This window comes from Kitasatospora sp. NPDC048662 (assembly GCF_055587065.1).
In genome coordinates this window covers 43701-70460 of sequence record NZ_JBVJHA010000021.1, presented here as the reverse complement: position 1 = coordinate 70460, position 26760 = coordinate 43701, and the positions used below count along the sequence as shown (strand labels likewise).

General features: G+C 73.6%; 21 protein-coding genes and 1 pseudogene. 18 read left to right on the top strand and 4 right to left on the bottom strand.

The features are described from left to right. The first annotated feature begins 235 nt into the window (after window positions 1-235). The 9 genes and pseudogenes from ACZ6R9_RS32915 (at window position 236) to ACZ6R9_RS32875 (ending at window position 11577) form a co-directional block, all read left to right on the top strand. A complete protein-coding gene (locus ACZ6R9_RS32915; protein ID WP_465542361.1) occupies window positions 236-1645 on the top strand; it encodes a sensor histidine kinase in 1410 nt (469 codons plus the stop codon). Further along, complete coding sequence (locus tag ACZ6R9_RS32910; RefSeq protein ID WP_380488284.1) at window positions 1597-2265, top strand: response regulator transcription factor; 669 nt, start codon at window positions 1597-1599, stop codon at window positions 2263-2265. Before ACZ6R9_RS32915 ends, ACZ6R9_RS32910 begins: the two co-directional genes overlap by 49 nt. 229 nt (window positions 2266-2494) lie before the next feature. Then, a complete protein-coding gene (locus tag ACZ6R9_RS32905; RefSeq protein ID WP_465542359.1) occupies window positions 2495-4264 on the top strand; it encodes a DUF2637 domain-containing protein in 1770 nt (589 codons plus the stop codon). A gap of 177 nt (window positions 4265-4441) precedes the next feature. Further along, window positions 4442-5656, top strand: a pseudogene (locus tag ACZ6R9_RS32900) (DUF6986 family protein); the annotation flags it as partial. A gap of 74 nt (window positions 5657-5730) precedes the next feature. After that, window positions 5731-6378: a YigZ family protein gene (locus tag ACZ6R9_RS32895; RefSeq protein WP_380488287.1), complete on the top strand. Its 648-nt coding sequence runs from the start codon at window positions 5731-5733 to the stop codon at window positions 6376-6378. 340 nt (window positions 6379-6718) lie between these two features. Further along, window positions 6719-8212, top strand: coding sequence for a hypothetical protein (locus ACZ6R9_RS32890; protein ID WP_465542357.1), 1494 nt, complete (start codon window positions 6719-6721; stop codon window positions 8210-8212). A 222-nt stretch (window positions 8213-8434) separates the two neighbouring features. Then, window positions 8435-10129, top strand: a complete 1695-nt coding sequence (locus ACZ6R9_RS32885) for a restriction endonuclease (RefSeq protein WP_465542355.1) — start codon at window positions 8435-8437, stop codon at window positions 10127-10129. Between the two features lie 74 nt (window positions 10130-10203). Further along, window positions 10204-10638 (top strand): DUF6278 family protein, encoded by a 435-nt coding sequence (locus tag ACZ6R9_RS32880; protein WP_465542353.1) that lies wholly within the window; start codon window positions 10204-10206, stop codon window positions 10636-10638. 201 nt (window positions 10639-10839) lie between these two features. After that, window positions 10840-11577, top strand: a complete 738-nt coding sequence (locus ACZ6R9_RS32875) for a ZIP family metal transporter (protein WP_465542364.1) — start codon at window positions 10840-10842, stop codon at window positions 11575-11577. Window positions 11578-11585: 8 nt separating this feature from the next. On the opposite strand, the gene ACZ6R9_RS32870 is transcribed toward ACZ6R9_RS32875, so the two are convergent. Then, on the bottom strand, window positions 11586-12491 hold the full coding sequence (locus ACZ6R9_RS32870; RefSeq protein ID WP_465542352.1) for a LysR family transcriptional regulator: 906 nt from the start codon (window positions 12489-12491) through the stop codon (window positions 11586-11588). Window positions 12492-12589: 98 nt separating this feature from the next. On the opposite strand from ACZ6R9_RS32870, the gene ACZ6R9_RS32865 reads away from it, so the two are divergent. Continuing rightward, window positions 12590-13510 carry an EamA family transporter gene (locus tag ACZ6R9_RS32865; protein ID WP_465542350.1) on the top strand — a complete coding sequence of 307 codons (921 nt, stop codon included), beginning with the start codon at window positions 12590-12592 and terminating at the stop codon, window positions 13508-13510. On the opposite strand, the gene ACZ6R9_RS32860 is transcribed toward ACZ6R9_RS32865, so the two are convergent. Continuing rightward, window positions 13437-13907 (bottom strand): MarR family winged helix-turn-helix transcriptional regulator, encoded by a 471-nt coding sequence (locus ACZ6R9_RS32860; protein ID WP_380488293.1) that lies wholly within the window; start codon window positions 13905-13907, stop codon window positions 13437-13439. The two genes, ACZ6R9_RS32865 and ACZ6R9_RS32860, sit on opposite strands and share 74 nt — an antisense overlap. A gap of 131 nt (window positions 13908-14038) precedes the next feature. On the opposite strand from ACZ6R9_RS32860, the gene ACZ6R9_RS32855 reads away from it, so the two are divergent. Further along, window positions 14039-14371: a DUF2218 domain-containing protein gene (locus ACZ6R9_RS32855; RefSeq protein ID WP_465542347.1), complete on the top strand. Its 333-nt coding sequence runs from the start codon at window positions 14039-14041 to the stop codon at window positions 14369-14371. A gap of 104 nt (window positions 14372-14475) precedes the next feature. On the opposite strand, the gene ACZ6R9_RS32850 is transcribed toward ACZ6R9_RS32855, so the two are convergent. Continuing rightward, window positions 14476-15105 (bottom strand): phosphatase PAP2 family protein, encoded by a 630-nt coding sequence (locus ACZ6R9_RS32850; protein WP_465542345.1) that lies wholly within the window; start codon window positions 15103-15105, stop codon window positions 14476-14478. A 355-nt stretch (window positions 15106-15460) separates the two neighbouring features. Next, window positions 15461-16801 (bottom strand): 4-aminobutyrate--2-oxoglutarate transaminase, encoded by a 1341-nt coding sequence (gene gabT / locus ACZ6R9_RS32845; RefSeq protein WP_380488296.1) that lies wholly within the window; start codon window positions 16799-16801, stop codon window positions 15461-15463. A gap of 222 nt (window positions 16802-17023) precedes the next feature. On the opposite strand from gabT, the gene ACZ6R9_RS32840 reads away from it, so the two are divergent. From ACZ6R9_RS32840 to ispG, 7 genes are all read left to right on the top strand, one after another. After that, complete coding sequence (locus ACZ6R9_RS32840; protein ID WP_465542343.1) at window positions 17024-19039, top strand: ATP-binding protein; 2016 nt, start codon at window positions 17024-17026, stop codon at window positions 19037-19039. Window positions 19040-19207: 168 nt separating this feature from the next. Continuing rightward, entirely contained in the window at window positions 19208-20773 is a 1566-nt protein-coding gene (locus tag ACZ6R9_RS32835; protein WP_465542341.1) for a PucR family transcriptional regulator, read from the top strand. A gap of 139 nt (window positions 20774-20912) precedes the next feature. Beyond that, the gene (locus ACZ6R9_RS32830) at window positions 20913-22355 is read left to right on the top strand and encodes an aldehyde dehydrogenase family protein (RefSeq protein WP_380488299.1); all 1443 of its coding nucleotides are present in this window, start codon (window positions 20913-20915) and stop codon (window positions 22353-22355) included. A gap of 112 nt (window positions 22356-22467) precedes the next feature. Next, window positions 22468-22875 (top strand): hypothetical protein, encoded by a 408-nt coding sequence (locus ACZ6R9_RS32825; protein WP_380488300.1) that lies wholly within the window; start codon window positions 22468-22470, stop codon window positions 22873-22875. Window positions 22876-22906: 31 nt separating this feature from the next. After that, window positions 22907-24136, top strand: a complete 1230-nt coding sequence (gene dxr, locus ACZ6R9_RS32820) for a 1-deoxy-D-xylulose-5-phosphate reductoisomerase (protein WP_465542339.1) — start codon at window positions 22907-22909, stop codon at window positions 24134-24136. Window positions 24137-24161: 25 nt separating this feature from the next. Next, window positions 24162-25469, top strand: a complete 1308-nt coding sequence (locus ACZ6R9_RS32815; protein WP_380488302.1) for a M50 family metallopeptidase — start codon at window positions 24162-24164, stop codon at window positions 25467-25469. A 121-nt stretch (window positions 25470-25590) separates the two neighbouring features. Next, entirely contained in the window at window positions 25591-26751 is a 1161-nt protein-coding gene (gene ispG, locus ACZ6R9_RS32810; RefSeq protein WP_380488303.1) for a flavodoxin-dependent (E)-4-hydroxy-3-methylbut-2-enyl-diphosphate synthase, read from the top strand. Window positions 26752-26760 lie beyond the last annotated feature (9 nt).

The following is a 26760-nucleotide window of genomic DNA, read 5'->3' as shown; positions in this document are numbered from 1 at the left end:
GGTACTGCAGGGGGGACCCTGTGGGAGAGTAGGACGCCGCCGAACAATTCTTCAGGGAAAGCCCCCCGCCTCACGGCGGGGGGCTTTTTCGCATTTTCGGGTACCGGGCACCAGCCGGCAGGGTGGTGTTAGGTCCACCCGAAAGATGGGTGGCTGGGCCAATGTGCCGGCCTGGGGGTCGGAGAGAGACTGAGAGCGTTCTTGGGGACGGCGATCAACTCTCGGGGAGTAGGCCTTGGCGACGACAGCATGGTTCGACGGTGGGGCCGTCAGGTCCGTTGCGGTGGAGCGGGCGGGTGCGGGGACGCGGGCCTTCGGGCAGGGCCTGGTGATGGCGGCGGCGGCCGTCGCGGGGCCGGTGGTCCCGGTGTTGGCGGCTGTGTTCACGGCATTGGCTGCGGTGCAGCTGTTCGACGGCGGGCCGTTGGCGCCGTTCGTGGCCGCGCCCAGTGCGATCGTGGTGGGGGCGTCGGCGCTGTACTGGTTCGTGCGGCACGGTGCGGGGTGGACGCGGCAGCGGGTGGAGCGGTCGTCGGGGGAGGCCTGGCGGGTGGCGTATTCGCCGCGGGAGGCGTTGGAGCAGGACGCGCGCGGGTTCTGGTGGACGGGGGTGTCGTACCACCGGAGGCTGGAGGTGGCGCGGCTGGTGCAGCTCGTGCAGTGGGCGGTGCGGGATCGACAGGTGCAGCGGGAGGGGCTGTGGCTGCTGGCGAACCCGGTGGGGGTCGTGGTGCTGCTGGGTGTGCCGATGGTGCTGGTGTGGGGCGGGCTGGTGTTCATGGCCTCGGCGACGGTCGACTCGCGGCACTTCTTCGGGCTCAACAGCCACACGGTGAACCTGCTGTTCTCCGCGCTCATCGGCGGCGTCATCGCGGCGGCCGGCCTGCTCGCGATGCCGTGGGCGGTGCGGATGCACAACGAGTTGGCGTGCCGGGTGCTGGGCGGCGGGCCGCAGCAGAGTCGGGCCCAACTGACCGAGCGGGTGGCTCATTTGACGGAGACCCGGGCCGACGCGGTGGACGCCCAGGCGGCGGAGTTGCGGCGGATCGAGCGGGATCTGCACGACGGGGCGCAGGCGCGGCTGGTGGCGATCGGGCTGACGCTGGGGACGATCGAGCACCTGATGACGAGCGATCAGACGGCGGCCCGGGAATTGCTGGCGGAGGCGCGGGAGTCCTCGGCGAAGGCGTTGCAGGAGCTGCGGGATCTGGTCCGGGGCATTCATCCGCCGGTGCTGGCGGAGCGTGGACTGCCCGATGCGGTACGGGAGTTGGCGCTGACGGCGGTGGTGCCGACGGAGGTGACGGTGAGTCTGTCGGGGCGTCCGGAGGCGTCGTTGGAGACGGCGGTGTACTTCAGTGTCAGTGAGCTGCTGGCGAATGCGGCGAAGCACGCGCGGGCCCGGCAGGTGTGGGTGGATGTGCTGCACCGGGCGGGCCGGCTGCGGGTGGTGGTGACGGACGACGGGCACGGGGGTGCGCGGATGGAGACGGGCGGTGGATTGCGGGGGATCGAGAAGCGGTTGGGTACGTTCGACGGAGTGATCTCGCTCGACAGTCCTGCGGGCGGGCCGACCACCATCACGATGGAGCTGCCGTGCGCGTTGTCCTCGCCGAGGATCTCTACCTCCTTCGCCAAGGCCTGACACGGCTGTTGGAGGTCCACGGGTTCACCATTGCGGCCGCTGTGGAGACCGGGCCCGATCTGCTGGCCGCGCTGCTGTCGGAGCGGCCGGACGTCGCGGTGGTGGACGTCCGGCTGCCGCCGACGCTGACGGACGAGGGGCTGCAGGCGGCCTTGGCGGCGCGTCGGGAGATACCGGGGCTGCCGGTGCTGGTGCTGTCGCAGCACGTCCAGCAGTTGTACGCGCGGGAGTTGCTGGCGGACGGCACCGGCGGGGTGGGCTATCTGCTGAAGGACCGGGTGTTCAACGCGGACCAGTTCGTGGACGCGGTGCGTCGGGTGGCGGCCGGCGGGACGGCGATGGACCCGGACGTGATCGGCCGGCTGTTGCAGCACAACGCGGGTTCGGAGCCGTTGCAGCGGCTGTCGCCGCGCGAGCGGGAGGTGCTGGGGCTGATGGCGGAGGGCTGTTCGAACTCGGCGATCGGTGCGCGGCTGACGATCAGTGACGGCGCGGTGGCCAAGCACATCGCCAACATCTTCGGGAAGTTGGAGCTGGTACCGACGGAGGACGGCAACCGCCGGGTGCTGGCCGTGCTGGCGTACCTGAATGGTGCGGCGGAGCGGTCGGCCGCCGGGTAGCGCATCCGGCGGAGTGGTGTGCGCGATGGTGTGGACCAGTGGAGGAGTGGTGCCGGTCCGGCCTGACGGCAGGGGCGAACGGCCGTGCGAGTAGTATCCGGTGGGCCGAGTCTGTCAACGGCGCATCAGTACCGCGTTGTCCCGCGGTCGTGCGCCCCGGGGCGGGGACGTGTACTCGGCGGCTACAGGTCCTACGGCAGCTGCCGAGTCCCAGGGGTTGATCATTCGAATGGCACGTCCTTCCCTTACCCGCGCACACCGTGCTCTGCTGGGCGTGGTGGCCGTCGGCGCGTGTGTGATCTCGGGCATCGGTTTCGCGGGGTCGTACAACTCGGTGCGGGACTTGGCGATCGACAAGGGCTTCGGTGCCTTCGCCTACGCGTTTCCGATAGGCGTCGACGCGGGCATCGTGGTGCTGCTCTCGCTGGACCTGGTGCTGACCTGGCTGCGGATCCCGTTCCCGCTGCTGCGGCAGACGGCGTGGCTGCTGACGGCGGCGACCATCGCGTTCAACGCGGCGGCGTCCTGGGGCGACGCGCTGGGCATGGCGATGCACGCGGTGATCCCGGTGCTGTTCGTGGTGGTGGTCGAGGCGTCCCGGCACGCGGTGGGGCGGATCGCGGCGATCACCGCGGACCGGCACATGGAGTCGGTGCGGCTGATGCGCTGGGTGCTGTCGCCGGTGCCGACGTTCCGGCTGTGGCGGCGGATGAAGCTGTGGGAGCTGCGCTCGTACGACGAGACGGTGCGGCTGGAGCAGAACCGGCTGGTGTACCGCGCGCAGCTGCGGTTCCGGTACGGGCGGGGCTGGCGGCGGTCGGCGCCGTTCCAGGCGCTGCTGCCGTTGAAGCTGGCGAAGTACGGTGTGCCGCTGGACCCGACGATCCTGGACCGGATCGACGGCCCGCTCCAGGTGCACGGCGGCGCGGCGGTCGAGGCCGAGGAGACGGTGCAGGCGGACCGTTCGGTGCCGGCTGCCGGTCAGGTGACGCAGGGTCAGCCAGCGGCGATCGGTGCGGCGGCGCCGGACCAGGGCCAGGCTGCCGCCGCGCCCGCGCCCGCGCCTGCTGCCGCGCCCGCTGCCGCGCAGCCGAAGCCTCAGCCGCAGCAGGCGTCCTCGCAGTCGGCGGTGCCGCCGGTGTCGGCGGCGGTCGCGGTGCCGACGCTGGCGAAGCTGGCCGCGGTGCGGCTGCGGGACCAGCAGGACCCGGAGGCGGCGCAGGCCGCGCCGGTGGTGGACCGGTCCGCGGAGCTGAACGTGTGGACGGCCCGTCCGGTGCGCTCGCACCTGGCGGAGCCCGACCAGGTGCACACCGCGCGGGTGCCGGGCCAGGCGTCGCCGTGGTTCAAGGCCCCGCGTCCGCAGGACGCGGTGGAGCAGGGGCGTCCGCAGTCGGGTTACCAGCCGGCCGACGGGTACCCGGAGCAGGACTACCCGGAGCAGGACTACGCGGACCAGGGTTACGACGAGCAGGGCTACCCGGCGCAGTCCGGCTACGACGAGGGCTACCGTCCGGCCGGGGCGGAGCAGGAGCGGGTGGCGGCGAACGGGCGCGGCCCGGTCCGTCCGCAGGGGCCGTACGGGCCGCAGTCCGCGCAGGCGCCGCAGCAGCCGCAGCCGGTTCCGGTGGACCCGAGCGGCCGTCAGCCGGCGCAGGACCAGGAGGCCGAGCCGATCCGGCTGGGCGTCCGACCGCTGCGGCTGGACGCGATGATGGAGGCGGAGACGCTGCCCTTCGACGAGGGTGCGGGCGCGGAGGTTCCGGCGCGCCGTCCGTTCGCAGGAGGGGCGGAGCCGCTGGACGCGGACGAGTGCTTCGCCGCGCTGGTCGGCTACATGGAGGAGAACCAGCGCCACCCCGACGAGCGCCGCTTCGCCGAGTACCTGTCGCAGCGCGGCGTCCCGGGTTCGCGCCCGGACGGGGGCGTGGCGGTGAAGGACGTCGCGAAGATCTGGGACCAGCTCCAGGAGCGGTACATGGAGTCGGGCCGGGAGTAATCCGTGCGGTGCCGGCGCCGTCCCAACTCGTCGCCGCACCGCACCTCATGCCATGGCCACCCGCCGGTTCTCCCGGCAGGTGGCCATTGACGCCTCTACGGGGCCGCACTACCTTCGCCGGACCGTTTCGTTGAGCCGTGCGGTGAGTGAAGGAGCCCCGGATGCCGCAGCCCGCTCAGGCCGTACCCGGGCGAGCGGCCCGGCCGGCAGCCCGTCCACACCGTGTACGTGCCGGCCGACGCGTACGGGGCGCACACCGTCCGCGAGTGGGGTGCGCAGGCGCTCGACGTGTTCGACCGGCACGCCGGGACGCCCGCCCGGCTGGCGCGGGCACTCGGCGTGGCCGACGACGCGCTGCTCGCGGAGGTGCACGCCCGGGTGCGGGCCAAGCTGGCGCGCGAGCCGATCGAGGACCTGCGGATCGACTTCGAGGACGGCTACGGGCCGCGCCCCGACGCCGAGGAGGACGCCGCGGCGGTGCGGGCGGCGAAACTGGTGGCCGCGACGGTGGCCGACGGCAGCGCACCGCCGTACATCGGCATCCGGGCCAAGTGCCTGGAGGCCGCCGTCCGGGCCCGCGGCATCCGCACCCTGGAGGTGTTCCTCGGCACCCTGCTGGCCGAGGGCGGGCTGCCCGACGGCCTGCAGCTCACCCTGCCGAAGGTCAGCCACGCCGCGCAGGTCACCGCGCTGGCGCGGCTGTTGGCGGATTTCGAACGGCGGGCGGGGCTGCCCGCCGGGCGGCTCGGGTTCGAGATCCAGATCGAGACCACCCAGGCCATTCTCGGCCCGGACGGCCGGGCCACCGTCGCCCTGCTGATCGAGGCCGCCGAGGGCCGGGCCACCGGGCTGCACTACGGCACCTTCGACTACAGCGCCGCCTGCGGAGTCGGCGCGGCGCAGCAGAGCCCGGACCACCCGGTCGCCGACCACGCCAAGGCCGTCATGCAGGTCGCCGCGGCCGGCACCGGCGTCCGGCTCTCCGACGGTTCCACCAACGTGCTCCCCACCGGCCCCGCCGAGCAGGTGCACGCCGCCTGGCGGCTGCACCACGGCCTGGTCCGCCGAGCGCTGACCCGCGCCTACTACCAGGGCTGGGACCTGCACCCCGCCCAACTGCCCACCCGCTACGCCGCCGTGTACGCCTTCCACCGGGAGGGCCTGGACGCGGCGTGTGCCCGGCTCGCCGGGTACCTCGCCAAGTCCGGCGGCGCGGTGCTGGACGAACCCGCCACCGCCCGCGCCCTCAGCGGCCAGCTGCTGCGCGGTCTGGACTGCGGCGCCCTCGACCCCGCCGAGATCACCGCCCGCACCGGCCTGGACCGCGTCGCCCTGCACGCCCTGGCGGGCCGCCGAGCAGGCACGGCCCCGCGTGATCCGGACAGGCCCTAGGCTGGACGGCGAGACCGGTGGTCGCTGTTCGAGGCGGCGCCGGGTGGAGAGCGACAGCGGAGAACACCAGCGTCATGGCCGAGCCGAGCCCGAAGCCGTACCTGACCGTCCGGGGCGATGGCAGCCACGAGTTGGAGATCAAGAAGTCCCGGTTCATCTGCCACCTGGCCCGGGTCGCGGACGAGGATGCGGCGCAGGCGTTCATCGCGGCGATCCGCAAGCAGTACTGGGACGCCCGGCACAACTGCACGGCGTTCGTGGTGGGGGAGGAGCAGCCGCGCGAGCGCTCCAGTGACGACGGGGAGCCGGCCGGGACGGCGGGGGTGCCGATGCTGGAGGTGCTGCGGCGGCGCGGGGTGACCGACACCGTCGCGGTGGTGACCCGGTACTTCGGCGGGATCAAGCTGGGCGCGGGCGGCCTGGTCCGGGCGTACGGGTCGGCGGTGTCGGAGGCGCTGGACGAGATCGGGCTGCTGGAGCGGCGGCCGGTCGCGCTGCTGTCGGTGGCCGCGGACCACACCCGGGCCGGGCGGCTGGAGAACGACCTGCGGGCGGCCGGATACACGGTGGCGGGGCTGGAGTACCTGGCGGACGGGGTGCGGATCGAAGTCGGCGTCCCCGAGCCGGAGGTGACGGAGTTCCACACCTGGCTGGCCGAGGCGACCGGCGGTTCGGCGAGCGCGCAGTCCGCCGGGCGGACCTTCGTCGAGGTCGAGGTCTGAGAGACCGGAGGGTCTGAGGGGTCCGAGAGATCTGAGAGGTCCGAGCGGCCTGCGCGGTCAGGGCGCACGGCGGGGGCTCGAACCGCGGGCGGTTTTCGGCCAATTTCCAGGCCCGGTACGGCCGTCGAGAAGACCGCGGCAACCGCGGGCGGGCAGGTAGCAGAGGCGGCGCGGGCGGAGTTCCGGTTGCCGTCCGATGACACTCGAACGAAGGAAACGGGACGGAAGAAGGAACTTCCGCTCCGGGTCACTTCGTCTCCTGGACAGGACACCACGGTCCGGCACGGCATCGGAAGGAGGACTCGCAGACCGCAGCACCGTACCTCGGGAGGTTCCGCGTATGCCCACCGACCACGCCCAGCCGCCCTATCGGCTGACGGCCGCGACACCCCGCCCGCACCACGACACGATCGCCCTCGTCGACCACCTGCTCGCCGCCTGGCTGAAGGCGGAAGGCCACGACGAGCCCCCGCCCCGCGACCACGGGGCCCCGCCGGAGCGACTACGGCTCGGCGACCGGGTGCTGCTGGACCGCGACGGCGGACCGCTGCCCGGTCGCGGCCCCGAAGCCCGCTACAGCCGCCGCCGGCTGCGCACCCCCGCTCCGCACGGTACCGACCAACTGACCTTCACTCTCGCCGCCGAGGACGCCGACGGCCCGACCCGGCTGCGCGTCGAGGCCGAACACCTGTCCGCCGGGCCCGCGTTGGCCGGTCACGGCCGGGTCCCCGTCCCGGAACTCGTCCGCCGGCTGCTGCCGCTGCTGGACGCCACCGAGGGCCCGGTGCCGCTGGCGGTCGCCCCGCGGCTGCTCGGGCCGGCCGACCTGGACGACCTGATCGATGAACTGTGCGACCCGGAACGGCAGTTGCCGACCGTGGTGGCCAGCGTGCCGCCCGCCGCGCCGGTCGAGCAGTGGCAGGAACAGGTGCTCGGCCCGCTGCTGCGTCAACTCCCGGGCCTGGCCTCGATGTACGTGCTCGGGCACACCGCGCTGCCGCGGTTCAACCTGGCCCTGGAGTACCACAAGGTGTACGGCGGCGCCGTCCGCACCTTCCTGCCCGAGGTCGACCCGGCGTCCCGCGCCGACGCCGCCCGGCACCCCGTCCTGCCGCGCCAGCGGATCGACGAGAACCTGCGCCGTGCCGCCGCCCTGCTGGCCCGCGAGCCGCGCCGGGTGGCCGCCGAACTCGCGCTCCCCGCCCCGCTGGACGCGGTACCGCAGCTGTGGCTGCCGCCCGAGGCGCGCAAGGCCCCCGAGCGCCCCGCCCACCCGGCGGTCCGGCTGGAACGCTGTCGTCTGCGGGTCGAGCAGCCCCGCCCACCGCGCCGCCCCCGGTGCGGCACCGACCCGGTCAGCTTCGGCGAACTGGTCGACCGTTTCGGCGAGTTCCCGTTGCTGGAGTTCACCGGCGACAGCAAGGAGACCCTCGCCCTGGACGGCCAGGCCGACGGCCCCGGCTGGGCCCGGCTCACCTGGGACGGCCTGACCGCGCTCCAGGAGTACGCGGACGCCGCCGTGCGCGGCGAGGCCGGCGGCGACTTCAAGCAGTGGTGCGAGCACACCCCGCCCGGCTGCCACCGCTTCCCGCCGCGCAAGGCGGTGCGCGGCGAGTCCCGGACCGTCGCCAGCCACGGCAAGTGGAAGCGCCAGCGGATGCTGCCGGTCCCCGCCGTCGTCGACTCCTCCTGCCGCGCCTTCATGGGCGCCCACCTGCGGATCGGCGGCGGTGGCACCGCACCCCGGGTGCACTACCTGGACGACTGTTCCGGCAGTGGCCGGATCTACGTCGGCTACATCGGACTGCACCTGACCAACACCCGCACCAACTGACCCGCCCGACCCGCCCGACCCGCCGCGCCCGATCCGGCTTCCCGGGGCCGATCCCGCTTCGCCCCCGTCCGGAGCGGGTGCGGGCGGCTGATCCCGCGTCAACGGTCGGCCAAACCCCAGAGGTTGGCTGACCCGGAGCGCCGGACGGGGGACAATGCTGATCGGGCCCCGCCGACGGCGGCCCTCCGACGTGCGCCGGACGAGCAGGGGGAACGACCGCCGATGCAGCATCCATCCGAGGGCCGCGCCGACGGCACCGCCTCGGTGCTCCAGCCCGGGTTCCTCGCCTCGCTGTTCCGCGAACTCGGCGCCGACGAGGACGAGCCGCCCGTGCCCGTCGTCCCCGCACCCCAGCCCGTCGTCGCAGCGGCACCGGAACCCGCCGCCGTCCCCGAACCCGCCGCCGTCCCCGAACCCGCCGCCGTCCCCGCGCCGGGCGCCGTTCCCGCGCCGGGGGCCGTTCACGAGCCGGGTGAGGCAGCCGACCCGGTCGCCGCGCACGGCCGGGCCGCCGCGCTCACCCACCACCGCACCCTCGCCGTGCAGGCCGACCACGAGCGCCTCGCCGACCTGCTGCGCCGGGCCGCCCAGCCGGTCTCCGCGATGGACTTCGAGAGCCAGCTGCGCAGTTACCGCCCCAAGCCGTACCCGGAGGCCGCGCCGGACGCCGAACCCGAGCCCGCCTGGGCCGACTTCGCCCCGCCGGAGCCCGCCGACACCGACCCCGACCAGCCCCGTTCGCGCCGCCTGCTCGACTCCGGCTACCAGCGCGAACTCGCCCAGGCCCGGCTGCGCCACCAGCGCGCGCTGCGCGAGTGGCGCACCCGGCAGGCCGACCTGGCCGACAGCGGCGCGGTCGCCGCCCGGCAGGCCCATGAGGAGGCCGAACAGGCCCGGGCCCGGGCCGTCCAGGAGTACAACGACAGCCTGGAGGAGTGCCGCCGCGCCTACCGGCAGGCCGAACCGGCCGCCGTCGAATCGCTGCTGGAACGCGCCCTGGCCGCCGCCGAGGGCTCCACCCGCGACCTGCCGGCCCCCTGCCACGCGGTGTTCCGGGCGCTCACCCGCACCGCCGTCCTCGACCTCGACCTGCCGCCGCTGGACACCGTCCCCGCGCTGTCCGGCTACCGGCTCGCCGAGGACGGCACCGTCGAGCCGGTCCACCGCCCCGACGCCGACATCCGCGCGGACTACCTGCGGCTGGCCGCCCGCCTCGCGCTGCGCGCACTCCAGGCCGCCGACGCCGTCGACACCGACGACGTGCTGGCCGGTGTCGTGTTGAACGGCTGGCTGCGACTGCCCGGCCGGCCCCCGCGCTGCCTGCTCAGCGTGGACGCCGACCGCGACGCGCTGGCCCGCACCCGGCTGGTCCCCGACTCCGGGCACCTCGGCGACGACGGCGTGTACGCGGACGCCGAGCACGACGAGTCGCTGCTGCGGCTGCGCGCACTGGCCGCCGTGATCACCCCCGACCCGTACGCGGACGAGGCGGTGGTGCCCTGGGGTACCGCCGACGCGGCGGTACCGGCGCTCGGCGAACTCTCGCCCGGCGAATTCGCCGTGCTGGTCAGGGCGGTGCTCACCGCGGGCGGCCTGGAGGACTGGAGCGTGCGGCTGCGCGGCCCGGCCGGACTGGTCGCCACCGCCGAAGGCCGGCCCGGCAGCCGGCTGCCCGGACGCTGGGTGGTGTGGGCCTCCCGGGGCCCCGCGCCCGTCACCGCCGAGGAGATCGCCACCCTGTCCGAGGCCGTCCGCGAGGAGGGCGCCGACCGGGGCCTGCGGATGACCTGCGGTCAGTTCACCGACGAGGCGGTGGACCTGACCAGCGAGGAGCGCCACCAGCGGATCCACCTGGTCGACGGCCAGGGCATCCGCGAACTCGCCCTCACCCACCTGGCGCTGCCACTGGCCGGCTGACGGCCCGCCGGAAACCCCGGCGGGTCCTGTCCGGCGTACTCCCGTTCCGCCGTTCGAGGTGACAGGCTTGGGCCGTGGAGAACGGACACCTCGGCCGCCGGCCCGGCCGGCACCCGGCCGAGAACGCAGAACGGCACACCGCCGAGGCCCGCGAACAGGCGATGGCAGGGATGTACGCCGAGTGCGGCCTGCTGCGCGAACTCGCGGACGCCGCCGGAGTGCGACTCGACGACACCGTCGACTCGCTGACCGCGCTCGACCAACTGCTGCCGCGCTGGCGCGACGACCCGCAGGTCTCCCAGTGGCTGGGCATCGACGCCGGCCTCTACCTCGGCACGGTGATCCGCCGCCGGATCCCCGGCTCGGCCTGGCGGCTCGCCTCCGACGGCCGCCCGCTGATGGTGCTGGCCACCGGCTTCGAGCTCGACGTCACCGCCCTCGGCGCCGGCTGGGCCGAGCAGGGCGCCCCGCAGCTCGCCGCCGTCTACCGGGCCGCCGGGGACGGCTGACGGCCGCTCACCCCGGCGGGTCCGCCGGGCGGCGCGGCGGCGGAGCGGCCCGCACAGTGGTCCCCAGGGCCCGGCGCCGTCCGGCCCGGGCCGGACGACTGGGCAGCCGTGGGCAGCGGTCCGCGCAGCCGTCCGGCCCCTGGCGCGAGTCGGGGGAGGCCGAAACTGACCGCCGTGCTGGTCGCCGCGGGCGCCTTCCTGATGACGCTGATCGGCGGCTTCGTCGCGCAGCGCACCGGCGACCGCCGCCACCTGGTGCTCGGCTTCGCCGCCGGACTGATGCTCGGCGTGGTCGCCTTCGACCTGCTCCCCGAGGCGATGGAACAGGCCCCCGAGAAGCTCCACGGCGTGCCCGAGGCGCTGCTGATGTTCGCCGCCGGCTTCCTGCTGATCCACGTGGTGGAGCGGGCCGTCGCCATCCACCGCGGCCACGAGGGCGAGTACGCCGCACACAGCCACGCCCACGGACACGGACACGGCCACGGGCCCGGGCACCGGCACCGCGAGCAGGGCGTCGGGCTGGCCGCCGCGTCCGCGCTGGTGCTGCACAGCATGATGGACGGCTTCGCGATCGGCGCCGCCTTCCAGGCCGGCACCACGGTCGGCGCGGTGGTCGCCGTCGCCGTCGTCGCGCACGACTTCGCGGACGGCTTCAACACCTACACGATCACCCGGCTGTACGGGAACAACCGGCGGCGGGCCGTCGCGCTGCTGACCGCCGATGCCGTCGCGCCCGTCACCGGCGCCGCGATCACGCTGCTGTTCACCATCCCCGAGCATCTGCTCGGGCTGTACCTCGGGTTCTTCGCCGGGTTCCTGATGTACCTGGCGACCTCCGACATCCTGCCCGAGGCGCACAGCCCGCACCCCTCGCGCACCACCCTCGTCTGCACCCTGCTGGGCGTCGGGTTCATGTGGCTGGTGGTCGGGCTGACCTGATCTGCGGCTCAGAGCTCCAGGGCGGCCCAGTGTCGGCGCAGCGCGTCCAGGGCGGCGGTGACGGCCGGGCGGCGCGAGGTCTGCGCTCGCCACAGGGCGTACACCCGGCGGAACGGCCGCGGGGTGACGGGGCGGGCAGCGACCCCGGGCGGCAGCGGGCCGCGGCCCAGACGGGGGACCAGGCCGAGGCCGAGGCCGGCCGCGATCAGCGCGATCTGGCTCTCGAACTCGCCGACCTGGTACCGCACGTCCGGCTCCTCGCCGATCTCGCGCATGGTGTGCAGCAGCCAGTCGTGGCAGATGTTGCCCGGCGGCACGCTGGTCCAGCGCTGCCCGCGCAGCTCCGTCATCGGGACGGCGTGGAGGGCCGCCAGCGGGTGGGCGGCGGGCAGCAGCAGATCGACCGGGTCGGTGCCGAGGTCGAGCCGGTCGATGCCGTCCTGCACCGGCAGTGGCACGGAGACCCAGTCCTGCACCACCGCCAGGTCCACCTCGCCGCGGGCCACCAGCTCGGCCGCCGGGTACGGGTCGCTCTCCAGCAGCCTGACCTCCAACTCGGGGTGGTCGGCGTGGAGTTCGGCGAGCACGCCGGGCAGCAGGCCGCGCGAGGCGGTGGCGAAGGCGGCGACCAGCAGTCGCCCGGTGGCCCGGCCGCGCTGCTCCTCCAGCGTCACCTCGGCCTGCTCGACCAGCGCCAGCACCCGCTGCGCGGTCTCCGCCAACCCGCGTGCGGCGTCCGTGAGTTGGATGCCCCGGCCGTGGCGCTCCAGCAGGACGGTGCGGGTCTCGCGTTCGAGTTTGGCGATCTGCTGGGAGATCGCGGACGGGGTGAAGCCGAGCGCCGCGGCGGCGCCGCCGACCGAGCCGTGCACCGCGACCGCGTGCAGGGCGCGCAGGCGTCCCAGATCCATCATGCAGCGATGCTAAACGATGGTCTTGAGAAACTGTCGCTGGTGCTGAACATTCCGCGTGGGCGATCCTCGGAGTCATGCCACCCTCCCCTTCTGCCTCCATGGCGCCCCGTCACATCGCGCTGGCCGTGCTGATCGCCGCCGTCTGGGGCCTGAACTTCGTGCTGATCGAGGTCGGCCTGCACGACTTCCCGCCGCTGCTGTTCTGCGCGCTGCGCTTCACCGTGGTGGCGCTGCCCGCGGTGTTCTTCGTCGGCCCGCCCCGGGTGGCGTGGCGCTGGGTGCTCGGGGTCGGAGTGACGCTCGGCGTGGTGAAGTTCGGGCTGCTGTTCCTCGGCATGCACGCCGGGATGCCGGCCGGACTGTCCTCGCTGGTGCTGCAGGGCCAGGCCGGGTTCACCGCGCTGTTCGCCGCCGCGCTGCTGCGCGAACGGCCCGCCCTGGTGCGGACCGCCGGCCTGGCGCTGGCCTTCGCCGGCATCGCGCTGGCCGCCGTCGATCGCGGCGTGCACGGCCCGGTCGGCGCCTTCGCGCTGCTGATCGGCTCGGCGGCGGCCTGGGGCCTGGCCAACGTGCTGACCCGCAAGGCCGCCCCGCCGGACGCACTGCGCTGGATGGTGTGGGTCTCCGCGGTGCCGCCGCTGCCGCTGCTCGGCCTGTCCCTGCTGGTCGAGGGCCCCGCCGCGGACTGGGCCGCGCTGCGCGGCATCAGCTGGGCGGGCGTCGGCGTGGTGCTGTACGTCGGGCTGGTCTCGACGCTGCTCGGCTTCGTCGCCTGGAGCCACCTGCTGCGCCGCTACGACGCCTCGGTGGTCGCCCCGTACTCGCTGCTGGTGCCGATGTTCGGGATGTCCTCGGCGGCGCTGCTGCTGGGGGAACGGTTCAGCCTGCTGGCGGGGGCGGCGACGGTGCTGGTGATCGCGGGGATCGGGCTGGGGGCGGTGCCCGCTACGGCCTGGGCCCGGTTTCGTACGCCTCCTCGGCGTGACGCAGCGCCCGCAGCAGGGCGTCCTGCTCGGTAGGGCTGACCGGGCCGAAGTACTGCTGGGCGACCTCGTGCCGGACCTGGGAGATCCGCTCCAGTGCGCCGTGCCCGGCGGCGGTCAGGACCAGGCGCACCGCCCGGCGGTCGGCCGGGTCCGGGGTGCGGGCGACCAGGCCGGCCTCCTCCAGGGCGTCGACCACGGTGGTCGCCGAACGCGGCGCGATGTGCAGACGCTCGGCGAGCTCGCTCAGCCGCATGGTCTCGGCGCTCTCGCAGCCGGGCGCGTGGGCGAGCGTGCGCAGCGCCCGGGCCTGGGCCGGGGTGATGCCGTACGGCTCCAGCCGCTGCATGGTCCGCCGGCGGATCCGCTTCATCGCCCGGGTGAGGGCGTCGGCGAGTTCCGCGGCGGTGTCGGCCGGGCCGGGGGAGGTCATGGGCACAGGGTAGCGGTCGGCTCGTCACCGCCCGGAGGGCGGCAGGTTCCATCCCCGAAATATGTTGAGCTTGGCTCAGCAATCGAGTAACTTAGGTCAGCCTAAGTCACTATGCATCGAGGAGTTCCGCCATGGCCCGCTCCACCGCCCGTGTCACCACCGACCGCCCCGGCCGCTACGCCAAGCAGCTGGCCGCCCACATGGGCCGCAAGGTCCCCGCCGAGTGGTCCGAGGAGACCGGCCGCGGCTCGCTCGTCTTCGGCGCCGGTCGGGCCGAACTCGCCGCCGAGGACGGCGCCTTGCTGCTCGCCGTCGAGGGCGCCGAGGAGAACCTGCCCCAGCTGGAGGACGTGGTCGGCCGCCACCTGGTCCGCTTCGGCACCCGCGACGAGCTGGTGGTCGCCTGGCGGCGCGAGGGCGGCGAGGCCGGCACCGTCCAGCGCCTGACCGGCGAGGAGGGCTGACCGGCCCCGCGCGAGTGCCGCCCGCTCGGCTCTGCCGCGCTGCAGCGTGCGCGCGAGCCGGGGGGCCGTCAATGGTCCGGACCGGACCGCGAACCGACGTGGTGTCAGGCGGGAGCCCTGGGCAGCAGGCGCGGCAGCATCCGGTGCAGGGCGAGCAGCGGCAGGCCCGAGAGGCACCAGCTGGCGATCACGTCCAGCAGCCAGTGGAAGTCGCTCCACACCAGCCCGGCACCCACCCCCAGGCAGAGCGCCGCAGCGGCCCACCCGACCTGCCGGGCCCGCCGCGAGGGCAGCACCCGGGCCAGCAGCAGCGCCGCCGTCCCGTACGCGATCGCCGAGGTCGCGGTGTGTCCCGACGGGTACCAGCCCCACTGGCCCTGGGCGAGCGGCGCACCGAACGGGCCGGGCCGGGCGAACCAGGCCTTGGCCGGCACCACCAGCAGCGGGATCAGCACCGCCGCCAGCGCGGCCACCGGCACCGGCGTCCACCAACGCGGCCGGCCGCCGCGCCGGGCCAGCCAGGCCGCCAGGCCCGCACAGCCCAGCAGCACCGGGACGGCCGGCACCCCGCCGCCCAGGTCGGACAGCGCCACACCCAGGTGGTTCAGCGGCGCGGAGCGCAGCGAACGGCGGAGATGCCGAACCGCGTCCCGCACCGCCGGATCGATCCCCAGCAGCGGGCCGTCCACCGCCACCTGCCAGGAGATCACCACCAGCAGCACCGCGAGTGTCATGGGCAGGACAGCAAAAACAGGCCGCCCCGGAGCAGGGGGGAGAGCTCCGGGGCGGCCAAGGCGATCGCCGCGCCGTGCGGCCCGGGGGGTGTGGGCGGGACGGTCGGTCGATCGGTCCTTTGCGCCCGCCTCAACGGCGGACGACGGTGTGGGCAGTGGTTGAGGTTCGCTGTCCATCTGTGATGACAGTACGTCAAAGCCGGGGCGCGCCAACGGCCGATGGGCTTTCGTGCACAGCATCTTCACCACCGGCGGGGCAACCTCCACCCAGGGGTCGAACAGCAGAACGCGCGGGGGCCGGACAGGATCCGCATCCGTCCGGCCCCCGCGCCGCTCAGGGGGTACTACCTGGGACTCAGACGCCCGCGAAGGCCGACTCCAGGATGTCCAGGCCCTCGTTCAGCAGGTGCTCCGGCATCACCAGCGGCGGCAGGAAGCGCAGCACGTTGCCGTAGGTGCCGGCGGTCAGCACGACCAGGCCCTCGGCGTGGCAGGCCTTCGCGATGGCCGCGGTGGCCTCCGCGTTCGGCTCCTTGCCGCCCGGCTTCACCAGCTCGACGGCGATCATCGCGCCGCGGCCGCGGACCTCACCGATGATCTCGAACTTCTCCTGCATCGCCCGCAGGCGGCCCAGCATGATCTCACCGATCCGCTGCGCCTTGCCGTTGAGGTCCTGCTCCTTCATGGTCTCGATGGCGCCCAGCGCGGCCGCACAGGCCACCGGGTTACCACCGTAGGTGCCACCCAGACCACCGGTCTGCGCGGCGTCCATGATCTCGGCGCGGCCGGTCAGCGCCGACAGCGGCAGACCACCGGCGATGCCCTTGGCGGTGGTGATCAGGTCCGGGACGATGCCCTCGTCCTCGCACGCGAACCACTGGCCGGTGCGGCAGAAGCCGGTCTGGATCTCGTCCGCGACGAACACGATGCCGTTGGCCTTCGCGAACTCCACGATCGCCGGCAGGAAGCCCTTGGCCGGCTCGATGAAGCCGCCCTCGCCCTGGATCGGCTCGATGATGATCGCGGCGACGTTCTCGGCACCGATCTGCTTGTTGATCGTGTCGATGACCTGCTTGGCAGCCTCGGTCGCGGCGTTCTCCGGGCCCGTCAGCCAGCGGTACGGGTAGGCCACCGGCACGCGGTAGACCTCGGGGGCGAACGGACCGAAGCCCTGCTTGTACGGCATGTTCTTCGCCGTCAGCGCCAGGGTCAGGTTGGTGCGGCCGTGGTAACCGTGGTCGAACACCACGATCGCCTGACGCTTGGTGTAGGCACGGGCGATCTTCACCGCGTTCTCCACGGCCTCGGAGCCGGAGTTGAACAGCGCGGTCTTCTTCGCGTGGTCGCCCGGGGTCAGCTCGTTCAGCTGCTCGGCCACCGCCACGTAACCCTCGTACGGGGTCACCATGAAGCAGGTGTGGGTGAACGCGGCCAGCTGCTCGGTGGTCTTCTCCACCACAGCGGCGGCGCTGTTGCCCACGTTGGTGACGGCGATGCCCGAACCGAAGTCGATCAGGCTGTTGCCGTCCACGTCCTCCAGCACACCGCCACCGGCACGCGACACGTACACCGGCAGCGTGGTGCCCACACCCGCGGCCACCGCGCCGAGCTTGCGAGACTGCAGCTCCTGCGACTTCGGGCCGGGGATCGCGGTGACCAGGCGGCGCTCCTGCGGGAGCGGCGTTGCAGCGCTCATCTGTGTTCTCCAAGTTCTCAAGGCGCGGTAATCGCAGGCTACGGCGGGCCCCGTTCGGCGGGCATGCGCCACTCGGTACTGCTGCGCTGTACGAATTGTCCTGCGCGGCCAGTGGCCGAAGATCGGCTCCCGCCCCCACTCCCTCCACTAGATTGGCCCCGGGTGTGTGGGTGGGACGGCGGAGCGGGTAGGGCACCGCCGGCAACGTAGGAGGGCCCCGAAGTGGAACAGAACGACGCGCGAACCCAATACACCCACCCCCACCTCCCGCCACCCCGCGCCCCCTTCCACCTCCCCACCTGGGCCACCGCCCCCCGCCCCCAGGCCCCGCCCGGCATCTACCGGCAGCACCACACGCCCTACGACCCCAGGACCGCCACCGAGAACGAGACCCCGGTGGGGCCGCTGCTGCTGCGGGCGGCGTTGAACCTGGTGATCGCTGCCATCCTCTACCCGTATGTGGTCGAACTCGAGGTGCTGCTGATCCAAGCGGTCGGGCTCGGCCAGCAGCTCACCAGCGCACTCGCCAACCCGCTCGCCCTGCTTCTCGGGGCGATCGCCGCAGTCCTGCTGATCTGGGTGTTCGGCCGCATGGGCCGCTGGCGCGAGGTCGGCCGACGCTTCCTGATGCCTCTCGTCTCCCGCACCGTCACCGACGTCCCGCCCGAGCCCGAGGCGGCGCCCGTGGTGGACGTGTGGGCCGAGCTGCGGCCGGCCGGGGAGGTGGTGCGGCGGCTGGAGAGCGAGCCGGTGGGGGACGTGGACTACGTGCGGCTGCACCAGGCCTGGCGGAGTGTCGGAGCCGACCCGGCCGGCCGGCAGGAGTTCGCCGCGCAGGTGGGCAGCCGTGGCGCGGCCGCCTGCGCGCACCCGTCCGAGCAGCGCGACCTGCCCGGTGGGCGGGCCGCGCGGCACGATCTGCTGGTGCGCCAGGTGCGGCTGGGTACCGCGCAGGACGTGCCGAAGAACCCGGCCACGCACCGCAACGCGGGCTTCGCGCTGGACCCGGCGCTGCTCGGTACCTCGCTGCTCGCGGTCGGCCCGGCCGGCACCGGCAAGACGGCGGCGCTGGCCCGTCCGGTGGCGGAGGCGCTGTGCCTGCAGGCGCTGGCGGGGGCGGCCTGCGCGGTGGTGGTCGGGGCGGCCGACGCGGACCTCGGCCCGGACGACTGGTACGACGTGGTGATCGCCCCAGGCGACCCGTCCGCCCCGTACGGCCTGGACCTGTACGGTGCCGCGCCGAACCCGGACGAGGCGGCGGCGCGGCTGGCCGACGCGCTGCTGCCGGACGAGCTGGCGTCGCGGGCGGAGAGCGCCCGTACGTCGATGCAGCAGGTGGTCGGGCCGTTCCGGGCGGCGTACGGCCGCTACCCCGGGGTGCGGGAGCTGCGCGGGCTGCTGGCCGGTGACCGGGACGGCTGGGCGGAGCTCGCGGAGCAGTTGCAGAAGTCGGGCCGGCGGCCGGAGTTCGAGGCGGACCTGCAGCAGCGGGAGCGGATGCACGGCCGGGTGGACGACCCGGGCGCGCTGCTCGCCGACCGGCTGGCGCTGTTGGACCGCCCCGCACTGGCCGCCGGCTTCTCCGGCAGTCCGGGCGCCAAGCCGGCGTTCGCGATGCGCGCCCTGGAGCACCCGCTGCGGGTGCGGGTGAAGCTGCCGGAGCGCAGTCACCCCGAGGCCGCCCGGATGCTGTCGCGGCTGCTGCTCGGCCAGTTCACCCAGGCCGCCGCCGACCGGGCCGACCGGGAGCTGTTCGCCGGGCTGGTGCTGGACGACGCCACCGCCGCCGTGGACGCGCAGACGATCCGCGGCATCCAGCGGCTGCGCGGCGCGAACGCCGGTGTGGTGCTGCTGCTGCGCACGCTGTCGGACCTGCCGGAGGCGCTGCGCGCGCCGCTGTTCGGCGCGGTCGGCAACCGGATGGCCTTCCCCGGCATCGCGCCCTGGGACGGCCGGCTGTTCTCCGAGGCCTGGGGCACCCACCTGGTCCGGGAGACCGCCGTCACCCATACGCCGGACACCTCCGGCGGCACGATGCGCCGGGCCGGCCGACTGGTGCGCAAGGCGCTGTCCGGGACGACCGCGCAGACCGAGTCGGTCACCACCCGGGACGTCGAGCGGCACCGCTGGTCGCCGTCCGACCTGGCGCACGCGCTGCCGTCCGGGCACGCGGTGATCTCGCTGACCTCGGTGACGGGGGAGCAGGTGCCGCCGCTGCTGGTCGACCTCCGGCATTGAGACGCGGGGACTCCGAGGGGCCGGTCGCAGTGCGGTCAGTATTGGGTTACGGAAGGTACGGACCGGCGGATTTCGGCACTCCGGCTTGTCCGGAGCGTCCATAATGGGGGGAGAACCCTCACTCGCCCGGCCGCAACGGCGCGACCAGGTCGAACCACCGAAGGTGCCATGCCCCCCACACTCGCCTCCGTCGTCCGTACCAGCACGCTCCACCTGACGGTCCTGGCCGGCGCGGACCACCTGGAACGCCCGGTCCGCTGGGTGCACACCAGCGAGCTGGACGACCCCACCCCGTTCCTCGAGGGCGGCGAGCTGCTCCTCACCACCGGCATCAAGCTCGGCAAGAGCTCCGCCGGGCTGCAGGCCTACGTGCACCGGCTGGCGGATGCCGGCGTGGTCGGGCTCGGGCTGGGGGTCGGCCTCTCGCACACCGAGGTGCCGCAGGCCCTGGTGGACGCGGCGGCGCAGCGCGGGCTGCCGCTGCTGCGGGTGCCCGAGGCGACGCCGTTCATCGCGATTTCCAAGGCCGTCTCCGCCGCCCTCGCCGCCGAGCAGTACGAGGCCGTCACCACCAGTTTCGAGGCGCAGGAGGAGCTGACCCGGGCCGCGCTCGGCAAGGACGGCACCACCGCGATCGTCCGCCGGCTGGCCGCCCGGCTGGGCGGCTGGGCCGCGCTGTACGACGGGTCCGGCGCGCTGTCCGCGGTCGCCCCGGACTGGGCCGCCCGCCGGGCCGGCCGGCTGGCCGCCGAGGTGGACCGGCTGCGCCGCCGCCCCGCGCCGTCCAGCGCCGCGCTGCAGGGCCGGGCCGGCACCATCGACACCGCCGACGAGGACTACGTGGTGGTGCAGTCGCTGGGCGCGGACCGCCGCCCGCGCGGCTTCCTCGCGGTCGGCACCGAGGACCGCATCACCCCGACCGAGCGGTACGTGCTGAACGCCGCCGTCGCGCTGCTCACCCTCACCCTGGAGCGCTCCCGCGAGCTGCGGCAGGCCGAGGAGAAGATGGGCGCGGCGCTGCTGCGGATGGTGCTGGCCGGCGAGGTCGGCACCGCCCGGCAGGTCGCCGCGGGGCTGTTCGGCGGCCTGCCCGAGGGCACCGTCCGGGTGTTGGTGGCCGCCGCCGGGCCCGGCCCCGAGGCCGCGGAGGCGCTCGGCGAGCTCGGTGACCGCGCCGAGCAGGCCGGCGGCAAGGTCGGCGAGAAGCTGCTGGTGGCCCGCGAGGACGGCGCCCACGGGCCGCGCCTGATGGTGCTCGCCATCGACAACGGCTCGGTCCATCGGGCCTGCCTCGGCGCCGTCGAGGAGCACGAGAGTCTGGCGCTGGGCGTCTCCGCCCCCGCCGCCCTGGAGGACGCCGGCACCGCGCACGCCCAGGCCGAGCGCGCCCTGGCGGTCGCCCAGCGCGGCGGCCGCCGCACCGTGGACCACGAGGAGGTCGGCGCCGGCTCGCTGCTCCCGCTGCTCGGCGAGGAGGCCGTCACCGCGTTCGCCGAGGGCCTGCTGCGCCCGCTGCGCGAGCACGACCGCACCGCCCGGGGCGACCTGGTGGCCTCGCTGCGGGCCTGGCTGTCCCGGCACGGCCAGTGGGACGCCGCCGCCGCCGACCTCGGCGTGCACCGGCACACGCTGCGCTACCGGATGCGCCGGGTCGAGGAGCTGCTGGGCCGCTCGCTGGACGACACGGACGTCCGGATGGAGCTGTGGCTGGCGCTGCGGGCGGGCGAGGACTGAGCCCCGCCCCGGACGGGCCTGTCCTGTCCGTAGAAATCGGACGGGTGCTTTCCACCCGTCCGTCCAATCGGAAAGCCGCGCCCCTCCGCCTACCGTGAACGGGAAAGCGAAGTCTTCGAGGGAAGGGGCCGGTGCGACCGTGACCACCACGTACGAGTTCTGGCTGGCCGGGCAGCGGGCGAGTGGCGAGACGGACTTCGAGGTCCGTCACCCGCACGACAACAGCCTGGTGGCGAAGGTCAGCGTGCCGACCGACGCGCAGGTGGAGGAGGCCGTCGCGGCCGCCGCCGCCGCGGTTCCGGTGTTCACCGCGACCCCCGCGCACGTCCGCGCGGCCGCGCTGGACCACGTCGCCAAGCGGCTGACGGAGCGCACCGAGGAGATCGCCCAGCTGATCACCGCCGAGAACGGCAAGCCGATCAAGTGGGCGCGCGGCGAGATGGGCCGTGCCGTGTCGGTGTTCCGCTGGGCCGCCGAGGAGGCCCGCCGCACCAACGGCGAGACCATGCGCCTGGACACCGACCCGGGCGGCACCGGCCGCTACGCGCTGGTGCGCCGCTTCCCGCGCGGTGTGGTGCTGGGCATCGCGCCGTTCAACTTCCCGCTGAACCTGGTGGCCCACAAGCTGGCCCCGGCGATCGCGGTCGGCGCGCCGATCATCCTGAAGCCCGCTCCGGCCACCCCGCTCTCCGCCATGGTGCTGGGCGAGATCCTGGCCGAGACGGACCTGCCGGCGGGCTCCTGGAGCATCCTGCCGGTCGAGAACGCGAAGATGCCCGCGCTGGTGCAGGACAAGCGCCTGCCGGTGATCTCGTTCACCGGTTCGGACAAGGTCGGCTACCAGATCATGGACTCGGTGCCGCGCAAGCACGTCACCCTGGAGCTCGGCGGCAACGCCGCGGCCGTGGTGCTGGCGGACTGGAGCTCCGAGGCGGACCTGGACTGGGCCGCGAGCCGGATCGCGCTGTTCGCGAACTACCAGGGCGGCCAGTCCTGCATCTCGGTGCAGCGGGTGATCGCCGACGCGACCGTCTACGACCGCCTGGTCGAGAAGGTCGTCGCCAAGGTGCAGGCGCAGGTCACCGGTGACCCGCGCGACGAGGCCACCGACGTGGGCCCGCTGGTGGACGAGAACGCCGCCAAGCGCGTCGAGTCCTGGGTCGAGGACGCCGTCGCCAAGGGCGCCAAGGTGCTCACCGGCGGCAAGCGGGACGGCGCGGCCTTCGCGCCGACCGTGCTTGCCGAGCTGCCCGAGAACGCCATCCTGGCGAAGTCCGAGGTGTTCGGCCCGGTGCTGTCGCTGCACAAGGTGTCCTCCACCGAGGAGGCCTTCGCGATGGTCAACGACTCCGACTTCGGCCTGCAGGCGGGTGTCTTCACGCACGACGTGCAGACCGCCTTCCGCGCCCACCGCGAGCTGGAGGTCGGCGGCGTGGTGATCGGCGACGCGCCGTCCTACCGTGCCGACCAGATGCCGTACGGCGGCGTGAAGGCCTCCGGCGTGGGCCGCGAGGGCGTCCGCTACGCGATGGACGACTTCACCGTCGAGAAGGTCCTGGTGCTGACCGGCCTGGACCTCTGAGCAACCCTCCTGACGCCCCGTCACCGCACCAGCGGTGGCGGGGCGTCGGCCTGCCTTGACACCCCCCGGGGCCGGGCGTAGTCCGGGAGGCAGGAAGGAAGGAGGTCCCGTCATGCTGGGCGATCTCATTGGTGAGGAACAGGGCCGGATCACCGGTCAGCGGGTGCTGGCGAGCGAGCACGGGCTGCCGCCCACGGTGGAGTCCTCGTTCGCGGCGAGCGGCACCCTGCTCGGCGTCCAGGTCCGGGACCTGGGCACCTACACGTCGCGGCTGCGCGCCGACGGCACCCTGGAGGGCGGCGGTCAGGGCGTGCTGATGGGCCCGGGCGGGGCGCACGCGAGCTGGCACGGCCAAGGCGTCGGCACGTTCACCGAGAGCGGCGGCAACAGCTTCCGCGGCTCGATCGTCTACGAGACCGACTCGCCGGAATTCGCCGCGCTGCGCGGTGTCGCGGGCGTGTTCGAGTGGGAGACCTCGGCGGACGGCGAGGCCGTCGGGAAGCTCTGGGCATGGCGGTGACCACGGCGTAGCACAGGACACAATGGGGGGCATGAACTCGCTTGCCCATCCGCAGCTGCGCTTCACCCCGACCGTCGCCGACCCGGACGGGCCGCGGGAGTTGGTCATTCTCGGTTCGACCGGTTCGATCGGCACCCAGGCCATCGACGTGGTGCTCCGCAACCCCGGCCGGTTCAAGGTGGTCGCGCTGTCCGCGGCCGGCGGCCGGGTGGAGCTGCTCGCCGAGCAGGCCGTCGCGCTGGGCGTGCACACCGTCGCGGTGGCCGACCCGGCCGCCGAGCGGCCGCTGCGCGAGGCCCTGGCGGCCAAGGCGCAGGGCGCCCCGCTGCCGCAGGTGCTGGTGGGCCCGGACGCGGCGACCGAGCTGGCCGCGACGGAGTGCCACTCGGTGCTGAACGGCATCACCGGCTCGATCGGTCTGGCGCCGACGCTGGCCGCGCTGCGGGCCGGCCGGGTGCTGGTGCTGGCCAACAAGGAGTCGCTGATCGTCGGCGGCCCGCTGGTGAAGGCGGTGGCGCGGCCCGGCCAGATCGTGCCGGTGGACTCCGAGCACGCCGCGCTGTTCCAGGCCCTGGCCGGCGGCACCCGCCCGGAGGTCCGCAAGCTGGTGGTGACCGCCAGCGGCGGCCCGTTCCGCAACCGCACCCGCGAGCAGCTGGGCGGCGTCACGCCGTCCGACGCGCTGGCGCACCCGACCTGGGCGATGGGCCCGGTGGTGACGATCAACTCGGCGACCCTGGTGAACAAGGGCCTCGAGGTGATCGAGGCGCACCTGCTGTACGACGTGCCGTTCGACCGGATCGAGGTGGTGGTCCACCCGCAGTCGGTCGTTCATTCGATGGTGGAATTCGTCGACGGTTCGACGCTGGCCCAGGCCAGCCCGCCGGACATGCGGATGCCGATCGCGCTGGGCCTCGGCTGGCCCGAGCGGGTGCCGGACGCCGCCCCCGGCTGCGACTGGACCAAGGCCGCGACCTGGGAGTTCTTCCCGCTGGACAACCAGGCCTTCCCGGCCGTCGAACTGGCCCGCGAGGTCGGTACGCTCGGCGGGACCGCCCCGGCGGTCTTCAACGCCGCCAATGAGGAATGTGTGGACGCTTTCCTGAAGGGCGCGCTCCCTTTCACCGGAATCGTGGACACTGTGGCGAAGGTGGTCGCCGAACACGGCACCCCCGACTCGGGAACTTCGCTCACGGTGGAGGACGTACTCCACGCGGAGCGGTGGGCCCGGACCCGGGCCCGCGAACTGGCGGCCGGCTAAGCGGTAGGACGACGGAGGCGACGCGGTGGACAAGCTGATGTGGGTGCTGGGCGTCCTGATCTTCGTGGTCGGGTTGTTGTTCTCGATCGCCTGGCACGAGCTCGGCCACCTCTCCACCGCGAAGCTGTTCGGCATCCGGGTGCCGCAGTACATGGTCGGCTTCGGCAAGACCATCTGGTCGACCAAACGCGGCGAGACCGAGTACGGCCTGAAGGCGATCCCGTTCGGCGGCTACATCCGGATGATCGGCATGTTCCCGCCCGGCGCCGACGGCCGGATAACGAAACGTTCCAGCTCGCCCTGGCGCTCGATGATCGAGGACGCCCGCTCGGCCTCGTACGAGGAGGTCCAGCCCGGCGACGAGACCCGGCTGTTCTACACCCGCAAGCCGTGGAAGCGCGTCATCGTGATGTTCGCCGGCCCGGGCATGAACCTGATCCTGTCGATCGGCCTGTTCCTGACGCTGTTCATGGGCATCGGCATCCAGCAGTCGGTGCCCACCGTGCGGTCGGTCAGCGACTGCGTGGTGCCGGTCAGCGCGAAGACCGACACCTGCAAGCCCGAGGACCCGAAGTCCCCGGCCAACCTGGCGGGCCTGCGGGCCGGTGACACCGTGCTGACCTTCGGCGGGGTGCCGATCCACGACTACCCGCAGCTGTCCGGCCTGATCCGCGACTCGGCGGGCAAGCAGGTCGCCATCGAGGTCCGGCACAAGGACGGCAGCCCCGGCACGCTGACCGCCGACATCACCACCAACACGCTGCAGGCGCAGGAGAAGGACGGCACCCCGATCAAGGGACAGACCGTCACCGCCGGCTTCCTCGGCATCACCCCCGCCACCGGCGTGCACCACCTGTCGCTGGGCGAGAGCGTCGACCAGATGGACTCGATGGCCCGGCACAGCGTCGAGTCGCTGGCCCAGCTGCCCGGCAAGATCCCCGGCCTGTGGCACGCCGTGGTCGACGGCACCCCGCGCGACACCGACTCGCCGATCGGCATGGTCGGCGCCGCCCGGCTGGGCGGCGACGTGTTCGCGATGGACCTGCCCGCCACCCAGCAACTCGCCTTCTTCGTCCAACTGCTGGCCGGCATCAACCTGATGCTGTTCCTGTTCAACATGCTGCCGCTGCTCCCGCTGGACGGCGGCCACATCGCCGGCGCCCTGTGGGAGTCGCTGCGCCGCGGCGTCGCCCGGGTGCTGCGCCGCCCCGACCCCGGACCCTTCGACGTGGCCCGGCTGATGCCGCTGGCCTACGTGGTCGCCGGGGTGTTCATCTGCTTCACCGTCCTGGTGATGGCCGCCGACATCGTCAACCCGGTGCGCCTCAACTAGTCGCACGCCATCACGGCCGAGTGTGCTCCGCCACCCGGCCGTGCCGTACCGTTGGACGCCGGGCGCGCCGGATGCGGCGCGCGTCGGCTCACCGAATTTCTGCAGAGGAAACACTGCGCACATGACCGCGATCTCGCTCGGTATCCCCTCCCTGCCGCTCAAGCCGCTGGCCAAGCGCCGGTACTCACGGCAGATCATGGTCGGCAACGTCCCGGTGGGCGGCGACGCGCCGGTCTCGGTGCAGTCGATGACCACCACGCTGACCTCGGACGTCAACGCGACGCTCCAGCAGATCGCCCAGCTGACCGCCTCGGGCTGCCAGATCGTCCGGGTCGCGGTCCCCTCGCAGGACGACGCCGACGCGCTGCCGATCATCGCCAAGAAGTCGCAGATCCCGGTGATCGCCGACATCCACTTCCAGCCCAAGTACGTGTTCGCCGCGATCGACGCCGGCTGCGCCGCGGTGCGCGTCAACCCCGGCAACATCAAGGCGTTCGACGACAAGGTCGGCGAGATCGCCAAGGCCGCCAGGGACGCGGGCGTGCCGATCCGGATCGGCGTCAACGCCGGCTCGCTGGACAAGCGCCTGCTGGAGAAGTACGGCCGGGCCACCCCCGAGGCGCTGGTGGAGTCCGCGCTGTGGGAGTGCTCGCTGTTCGAGGAGCATGACTTCCGCGACATCAAGATCTCGGTCAAGCACAACGACCCGGTCGTGATGATCAACGCCTACCGGCAGCTCGCCGCGGCCTGCGACTACCCGCTGCACCTGGGCGTCACCGAGGCCGGCCCGGCCTTCCAGGGCACCATCAAGTCCGCGGTGGCGTTCGGCGCGCTGCTCGCCGAGGGCATCGGCGACACGATCCGGGTCTCGCTGTCCGCCCCGCCGGCCGAGGAGATCAAGGTCGGCAACCAGATCCTGGAGTCGCTGGGCCTGCGTGAGCGCGGCCTGGAGATCGTCTCCTGCCCGTCCTGCGGCCGCGCCCAGGTGGACGTCTACAAGCTCGCCGAGGAGGTCACCGCCGGCCTGGAGGGCATGGAGGTGCCGCTGCGGGTGGCCGTCATGGGCTGCGTCGTCAACGGCCCCGGCGAGGCCCGCGAGGCCGACCTGGGCGTCGCCTCCGGCAACGGCAAGGGCCAGATCTTCGTCAAGGGCGAGGTGATCAAGACCGTGCCCGAGTCGAAGATCGTCGAGACCCTGATCGAGGAGGCCATGAAGCTGGCCGAGCAGATGCAGGAGGAGGGTGTCGAATCCGGCGCCCCCGTCGTCGTGGCCGCCGAGTGACGGTCTGAA

Bases quoted from the DNA above. Each gene is read 5' to 3' on its own strand.
- ACZ6R9_RS32825 (WP_380488300.1), top strand. From the start codon at position 22,468: ATGCTGGGCGATCTCATTGGTGAGGAACAGGGCCGGATCACCGGTCAG.
- ACZ6R9_RS32875 (WP_465542364.1), top strand. From the start codon at position 10,840: ATGACGCTGATCGGCGGCTTCGTCGCGCAGCGCACCGGCGACCGCCGC.
- ACZ6R9_RS32870 (WP_465542352.1), bottom strand. From the start codon at position 12,491: ATGATGGATCTGGGACGCCTGCGCGCCCTGCACGCGGTCGCGGTGCAC.
- dxr (WP_465542339.1), top strand. From the start codon at position 22,907: ATGAACTCGCTTGCCCATCCGCAGCTGCGCTTCACCCCGACCGTCGCC.
- ACZ6R9_RS32905 (WP_465542359.1), top strand. From the start codon at position 2,495: ATGGCACGTCCTTCCCTTACCCGCGCACACCGTGCTCTGCTGGGCGTG.
- ACZ6R9_RS32885 (WP_465542355.1), top strand. From the start codon at position 8,435: ATGCAGCATCCATCCGAGGGCCGCGCCGACGGCACCGCCTCGGTGCTC.
- ACZ6R9_RS32865 (WP_465542350.1), top strand. From the start codon at position 12,590: ATGGCGCCCCGTCACATCGCGCTGGCCGTGCTGATCGCCGCCGTCTGG.
- ACZ6R9_RS32835 (WP_465542341.1), top strand. From the start codon at position 19,208: ATGCCCCCCACACTCGCCTCCGTCGTCCGTACCAGCACGCTCCACCTG.
- ACZ6R9_RS32855 (WP_465542347.1), top strand. From the start codon at position 14,039: ATGGCCCGCTCCACCGCCCGTGTCACCACCGACCGCCCCGGCCGCTAC.
- ispG (WP_380488303.1), top strand. From the start codon at position 25,591: ATGACCGCGATCTCGCTCGGTATCCCCTCCCTGCCGCTCAAGCCGCTG.
- ACZ6R9_RS32895 (WP_380488287.1), top strand. From the start codon at position 5,731: ATGGCCGAGCCGAGCCCGAAGCCGTACCTGACCGTCCGGGGCGATGGC.
- ACZ6R9_RS32890 (WP_465542357.1), top strand. From the start codon at position 6,719: ATGCCCACCGACCACGCCCAGCCGCCCTATCGGCTGACGGCCGCGACA.
- ACZ6R9_RS32860 (WP_380488293.1), bottom strand. From the start codon at position 13,907: ATGACCTCCCCCGGCCCGGCCGACACCGCCGCGGAACTCGCCGACGCC.
- ACZ6R9_RS32850 (WP_465542345.1), bottom strand. From the start codon at position 15,105: ATGACACTCGCGGTGCTGCTGGTGGTGATCTCCTGGCAGGTGGCGGTG.
- gabT (WP_380488296.1), bottom strand. From the start codon at position 16,801: ATGAGCGCTGCAACGCCGCTCCCGCAGGAGCGCCGCCTGGTCACCGCG.